The organism is Phocaeicola plebeius (assembly GCF_003437535.1).
GTDB classification, from domain to species: Bacteria; Bacteroidota; Bacteroidia; order Bacteroidales; family Bacteroidaceae; genus Phocaeicola; species Phocaeicola plebeius_A.
Genome location: NZ_QSQT01000037.1, coordinates 26,011 through 32,713, shown reverse-complemented (window position 1 = coordinate 32,713; position 6,703 = coordinate 26,011). Strand labels below are relative to the sequence as shown.

The window sequence follows — 6,703 nt, the reverse complement described above, 5'->3', positions numbered from 1 at the left end:
TCCGTTATGCTATTGAGAAAATGTGCAAGGAAAAGAAAAGTTTAAATCACTTCTATATTTCGCACGATTTCTTCCCACCAATCAAAGCCTATCTATAAAGAAAAACTTATATTTGCATTATCTGAATCACACAATCATAGAACCATGAGCAAGATTTATCCGGTAGGCATACAAAGTTTTGAAGAGATACGTAAAAATCATTACTGCTATGTAGACAAAACTGAATTAATTTACCAGCTGGCAAACAGTGGTAAATATTATTTTCTGAGCCGTCCCAGACGATTCGGAAAAAGCCTGCTCATCTCCACGCTTGAAGCCTATTTCTCCGGTAAAAAAGAACTGTTTCAGGGTCTTGCCATGGAACAACTGGAAAAAGAATGGACAGCATATCCAGTGCTGCATCTTGACCTGAATGCACGACGATACGAGAATGAAGCCTCTCTTTATGCTATACTTAACCAACATCTGGAAAGTTGGGAAGCAATCTATGGAGACGAAAAAAAAGATCGGGCTCCAGAAGAACGTTTTGCCTACCTGATAGAAAAAATCAGCCGTACCACTAGCAAAAATGTAGTCGTATTAGTGGACGAATACGATAAACCGATGTTACAGGCCATCGGTAACGAAACTCTTCTTTGCAACTATCGCAACACCCTGAAGGCTTTCTACGGGGTATTGAAAACCTGCGACAAATATCTTCGGTTTGCTCTTCTGACAGGCGTAACCAAATTCAGTAAAGTAAGCGTATTCAGCGACCTGAATAACCTGGAAGACATTTCTCTACAGGCTATGTATAACAATTTGTGTGGAATCACAGAAAAGGAGTTATCAGAAGTATTTGCAGAGGACATCCAGTTATTGGCCGACAATAACACACAAACTTATGCTGAAACTTGTCACCAATTGAAAGAATGGTATGACGGATATCATTTTGCATACCGCTCGGAAGACATCTATAATCCTTTCAGTCTGCTCAATGCTATGAAAAGCCGTGAATTTGGAAGCTATTGGTTTGAGACCGGTACGCCGACTTTCCTCGTAGAATTAATAAAGCATAGTAAATATAATTTGCAGCGGCTTACCGAAGAAATAGCAACTGCCGATTCATTGGGCAGTATTGACACAATGGAAACTAATCCCGTACCCATCCTCTACCAAAGCGGATACCTTACGATTAAAGGGTATGACAAAGAATTTAAAGTATATAAACTGGGATTCCCCAACAAAGAAGTGGCAGAAGGGTTTACACGCTTCTTACTTCCCTGCTATGCATATATGCCTTCCGGCAATCCCTCTTTTGAATTAATGTGTTTTGTAAAAGAGGTACGGGACGGCAAAATAGATGCATTTATGAAACGCCTGCAAAGCTTCTTTACAGACACTCCTTATGAATTAATACGCGATCTGGAATTACATTATCAGAACGTATTGTTCATTATATTCAAACTGTTAGGCTTTTATACCCAGGCAGAATACCATACCTCAGAAGGACGCATTGATCTGATAGTAAAAACAGCGCAGTATATTTACGTCATGGAGTTCAAGCTGGACGGAAGTGCGGAAGAAGCCCTGAAACAAATCAATGACAAACAATATGCACTGCCTTTTGCCACGGATACGAGAAAAGTCTACAAACTGGGAGTAAACTTCAGCCATCGTACACGCAACATTGAAAAATGGGTGGTGGAAGAAGCCCATTCATAGCTTCTCCCCATCCTTAAACTCTTCCCACTTCCTGACCACCGTATCAATGGAAATATCCAGCAATTTCATCTGACTGAACAATTCCGGCAGATTTTCTGTCATAAACTTCAGGCTTCGGGTCTGTTTTATCTTCTCCAGGGCATCAACAGTCACAAAATACCCCAGCCCTCGCCGGGTGTAGATAATCCCCCACTGCAACAGCAGGTCGTAAGTCTTCACCACGGTATTGGTGTTGACTTCGAACATAACGGCCTGTTCCCGCACACTGGGTATGCGATCATCTGAATGATACTTTCCAGCCAGTATCTCGTCGCAGATTCGTTCTGCCATTTGCAGATAAATGGCTCGGTCTTGCTTGAAATCTACCATCTTACTATCTAAACTCCAACTTTCTAAAACCTTTATAGGTCATGATAACAGCTACTATGCTCCAAACCACAGAAACAATCGACCATGTGTATTTAATGATACTTTTAGGAGCACCTAATCCATACATACACAATACTGGCAACACATAAGACAAAACACATAAAACAACTATCAGCCAGAACCGGGTTTTGCTGTATTGTTTCCTCAACATAACCACCAAAGTCCACAGGGCTACATAAAAAGCAATCACCATCTGAACTATGAGTTGTTTAAAATCATAGCCTCCTCCCAAAAAGAGAAAAACTGGTTCGTCCGTTTCCTCTGTAAAAAACGATGGAATAGCCAGTTGCATGAAGATATTCGATAATATCGCACATCCCAACAACATCACCGTACCTATCAAAAAAGTACTGAAAAACAAACTTACATATTTTTCTGCCAATGTGACCGGAAGCATGAACTTATTTATCAGACCTCTGTCATTCCGCATATCTTCCACCAGGCTCCAGAACGTAAAATAATAAGATAGGAGTATCAGCAATTGCTCTATGAGTGACAAGCATTCTTTCAAACTATCTCCTGACACCAAGGCACAAAACACACAGATACTAAAAGAGCGTAAAAACAAAAGCTGGATAAAGGCTTTCTTTTTTCCATAGCCAAACATTTCCTTTAACTGAAACTGACTAAACTTCCACATTTCTTTCATTGCAAAACTTTTCATATCCTTCCTCCTCCCTTGATTAATGCATTAAACAGCAGTTCCAAAGATACTTCCGTATCCATGTTTTCCTGCTTATGAGTGATTACATGGTAACCTTCGGTACAAGCTTCTGCATATAGCACTCCTTCTTCATTACTTTGGATTCCGAACGAATACCGACTAGCGATTTCCTCCAAAGAAGCCGCATACACAGGAGCATCCTTTCTTAACACAATCACATCGGTCAACAGATTTTCAATGTCCTGCACAATGTGTGTAGACAAAACCACTATCTGATCTTCACGAACATGCTTCATCAGCAGCTTACGAAACATCTTTCGTGCCGGAATATCCATTCCATTGGCAGCCTCATCCAACAATACGATTTTAGTTCCAAGCGACAGGGCGATGCTGAATGCCACTTTATGCTTCTCTCCTAACGATAATTGGTTCAAATTCTTAATATCCCGCTGTATTTCAAAATTGACCAGACAATCATTCAGCACCTCTTTACGAAATTCGGGATAGAATTCGGAATAAATAGCGAGGAACTGCTCCAAGCTCATATTCGGAAAGATAAAATCAGCCGGTAGCATGAATACCTTCTGCAAAGTCTCCACATCCCTCTCCCTGAGATTACGACCGTCTACATAAATCTCACCGCCGTGAGCAAAAAGCTTACCAGCAATCAGTTTCAATAGTGTGGTCTTGCCTGAGCCGTTCATCCCCAACAGGCCATAAAATCGCCCTTCTTCCATACGAAGATTCAAGTTATCCAATACATTCTTATCGGACTGATACCCAAATGAAACACCGCTTAATTCTACCATAACCTTACAAAGTAAAAATTGTTATACTGTACCATCAAAGTGGTACAGCAAAAATAACTTTTTTTCTTGAACAAACAAATGATTTTACGGAAATTATAATGCAATATCCAACAAACCTCAGCACACTTTCTACGTTTCCATTCCGTGAACCCTACGTTTCCCGATGCGGAACCGTACGTTTCGCATAAGGAAAACATATGGTTCCGCGCTGAGAAACGTAAAAGACTTCTTTCCCTCCGAAAGTATTCGCTTTGATAATTCCAGCTATTTTTCGTAACTTCGCATGTTCATCTAACAAGAAAAGATACATGTCAGAAAATGATTTTATTACCATAAAGGGTGCCCGGGTGAATAACCTGAAAAACATCGACGTACGTATTCCACGCAACAAGCTGGTAGTCATTACCGGACTGTCGGGCTCGGGAAAGTCGTCGCTGGCATTCGATACGCTGTATGCCGAAGGGCAAAGACGCTATGTAGAAAGTCTGTCTTCTTACGCCCGCCAGTTTCTCGGACGTATGAGCAAACCGGAATGTGACTTTATCAAAGGGATTCCACCTGCTATCGCCATTGAACAGAAGGTGACAAGCCGCAACCCGCGTTCTACCGTAGGTACCTCAACGGAGATTTATGAGTACCTGCGCCTGCTTTTCGCACGGGTGGGAAAAACGTATTCTCCCGTAAGCGGACAACTGGTGAAGAAGGACAGTGTGGAAGACATCGTGAACTGCATGCTGTCTTACCCGAAAGGCACACGCTATACCGTACTGACGCCTATCCTTCCCCGTGACGGAAGAAGTGTGGCAGAACAGCTGGACATGGATATGAAGCAGGGCTTTACCCGACTGGAAGTGGACGGTGAAATGGTACGCATTGAGGATTATACCTACAATGAGAACGATAAGGTGTATCTGTTAGTGGACCGCATGAGCTGCGATGACAGCAAGGATGCCATCAGCCGACTGACGGATTCTGCCGAGACGGCCATGTACGAAGGCGACGGCACGTGTATGCTTCGTTTCTATTTGTCGGATGACACCCGCCTGCATGTATTCAGCACGAAGTTTGAAGCCGACGGTATCAAGTTTGAAGAACCAAACGACCAGATGTTCTCATTCAACTCTCCGCTGGGAGCCTGCCCTACGTGCGAAGGCTTCGGAAAGATTATCGGTATCGATGAACACCTGGTGGTGCCCAACCGTGCGCTGAGCGTGTACGATGGTGCCGTGCTTTGCTGGAGAGGTGAGAAAATGGGAGAATGGCTGAATGAGTTCCTTCGGGAAGCTCCGGCTCATGATTTCCCCATCTTTGCTCCCTATTATGAGCTGACACAGGAACAGAAAGATTACCTCTGGCACGGACCAAGGGAGAAGGTCTGCATCGACTCTTTCTTCAAGATGCTGGAGGAAAACCAATATAAGATACAGTATCGCGTGATGCTGGCCCGCTACCGGGGAAAAACAACTTGCCCTACCTGTCACGGAAGCCGACTGAAAAAGGAGGCCAGCTACGTGCAAGTGGGTGGAAAGAATATCTCGGAACTAGTGGAAATGCCGATTACCCAGTTGCAGGAGTTTTTCCGTACGCTCACACTGGATGCGCACGACACCCTCGTGGCACAACGCCTGTTGAGTGAAATCAAGAACCGTCTGACATTCCTGTCGGATGTAGGTCTGGGTTACCTGACACTGAACCGGTTGAGCAACTCGCTTTCGGGGGGTGAAAGTCAGCGAATCAACCTGGCTACCTCGTTAGGAAGCAGCCTGGTAGGCTCATTGTATATTCTTGACGAACCAAGTATCGGTCTACATAGCCGTGACACGACCCGCCTTATCAAGGTGCTGCGCCAGTTACAGCAATTAGGAAACACGGTAGTAGTAGTGGAACACGACGAAGAAATCATCCGTGCAGCCGACTACATCATCGACATCGGCCCGAAAGCCGGACGACTGGGCGGACAAGTGGTGTATGAGGGCGACATGAAAGACTTACAGAAGGGAAGCGACAGCTATACCGTGAAATACCTGTTAGGAGAAGAGACCATCGACCTGCCAGCCAGCCATCGTCCGTGGAACAATTTCATCGAAATCAAGGGAGCACGCGAGAATAACCTGAAAGGTATCGACGTGCGCTTCCCACTTAACGTGATGACGGTAGTGACGGGGGTCAGCGGTTCCGGAAAGAGTACGCTGGTACGCGACATTTTCTACAAGGCTCTGAAGCGGGAATACAGTGAATCGAGCGAACGTCCAGGCGAATTCATCTCATTGGAAGGAGACATCCGTCAGGTGAACGACATCGAGTTTGTAGACCAGAACCCTATCGGAAAGTCTTCCCGAAGCAATCCGGTGACTTATGTCAAAGCCTATGATGAAATCCGGAAACTGTTTGCCGACCAACCGCTAGCCAAGCAGATGGGATACAGCGCAGGCTATTTCTCGTTCAACACGGAAGGCGGACGTTGCGAAGAATGCAAGGGAGAAGGTACGGTAACGGTAGAAATGCAGTTCATGGCCGACCTGGTGTTGGAATGTGAGTCGTGCCACGGCAAGCGCTTCAAGAACGACACGCTGGAAGTGAAGTTCGAAGGAAAAAACATTTACGACATACTGGAAATGACAGTCAACCAGGCCATCGAGTTCTTTACGGAACACAACCAGAAGAAGATTGTCAAGAAGTTGCGCCCGCTACAGGATGTGGGACTGGGTTATATCAAGTTAGGACAGTCTTCGTCTACCCTCTCGGGAGGAGAAAACCAGCGCGTGAAACTGGCGTACTTCCTCAGCATCGAAAAGGCGCAGCCTACCATCTTCGTGTTCGACGAACCGACCACAGGCTTGCATTTCCATGACATAAAGAAACTGCTGGAAGCTTTCGACGCCCTCATCAGTCGTGGACATACGCTGGTCATCATCGAACACAACATGGATGTCATCAAATGCGCCGACCATGTGATTGACCTCGGTCCGGAAGGTGGCGACATGGGGGGGAATCTCGTGGCAGCCGGCACACCGGAAGAAGTGGCCAAATGTGCGGTTTCCTACACAGGACAATACCTGACAGAAAAACTCAATCAGTAATCTTAACGAACAGACAC

5 protein-coding genes are annotated in these 6,703 nt (G+C 45.0%); 2 read left to right on the top strand and 3 right to left on the bottom strand.

Annotated elements, in window-relative coordinates:
- Positions 1-144 precede the first annotated feature (144 nt).
- On the top strand, positions 145-1,704 hold the full coding sequence (locus DXD04_RS14705; protein ID WP_117673946.1) for an ATP-binding protein: 1,560 nt from the start codon (positions 145-147) through the stop codon (positions 1,702-1,704).
- Here the strand turns inward: DXD04_RS14705 and DXD04_RS14700 are convergent.
- Genes DXD04_RS14700 through DXD04_RS14690 form a run of 3 tightly spaced genes read right to left on the bottom strand, consistent with a single transcriptional unit; the run spans position 1,699 to position 3,606 of the window.
- Positions 1,699-2,034 (bottom strand): GntR family transcriptional regulator, encoded by a 336-nt coding sequence (locus DXD04_RS14700; protein ID WP_229035401.1) that lies wholly within the window; start codon positions 2,032-2,034, stop codon positions 1,699-1,701. The genes DXD04_RS14705 and DXD04_RS14700 overlap by 6 nt on opposite strands.
- A 43-nt stretch (positions 2,035-2,077) precedes the next feature.
- On the bottom strand, positions 2,078-2,782 hold the full coding sequence (locus DXD04_RS14695; protein ID WP_117673944.1) for a hypothetical protein: 705 nt from the start codon (positions 2,780-2,782) through the stop codon (positions 2,078-2,080).
- 11 nt (positions 2,783-2,793) lie between these two features.
- Positions 2,794-3,606 carry an ATP-binding cassette domain-containing protein gene (locus DXD04_RS14690; RefSeq protein WP_117673943.1) on the bottom strand — a complete coding sequence of 271 codons (813 nt, stop codon included), beginning with the start codon at positions 3,604-3,606 and terminating at the stop codon, positions 2,794-2,796.
- Between the two features lie 308 nt (positions 3,607-3,914).
- On the opposite strand from DXD04_RS14690, the gene uvrA reads away from it, so the two are divergent.
- Entirely contained in the window at positions 3,915-6,686 is a 2,772-nt protein-coding gene (gene uvrA / locus DXD04_RS14685) for an excinuclease ABC subunit UvrA (RefSeq protein ID WP_117673942.1), read from the top strand.
- Positions 6,687-6,703 lie beyond the last annotated feature (17 nt).

Coding starts and splice junctions, on each gene's coding strand:
- DXD04_RS14705 (WP_117673946.1), top strand. CDS start 145: ATGAGCAAGATTTATCCGGTAGGCATACAAAGTTTTGAAGAGATACGT.
- DXD04_RS14700 (WP_229035401.1), bottom strand. CDS start 2,034: ATGGCAGAACGAATCTGCGACGAGATACTGGCTGGAAAGTATCATTCA.
- DXD04_RS14695 (WP_117673944.1), bottom strand. CDS start 2,782: ATGAAAGAAATGTGGAAGTTTAGTCAGTTTCAGTTAAAGGAAATGTTT.
- DXD04_RS14690 (WP_117673943.1), bottom strand. CDS start 3,606: ATGGTAGAATTAAGCGGTGTTTCATTTGGGTATCAGTCCGATAAGAAT.
- uvrA (WP_117673942.1), top strand. CDS start 3,915: ATGTCAGAAAATGATTTTATTACCATAAAGGGTGCCCGGGTGAATAAC.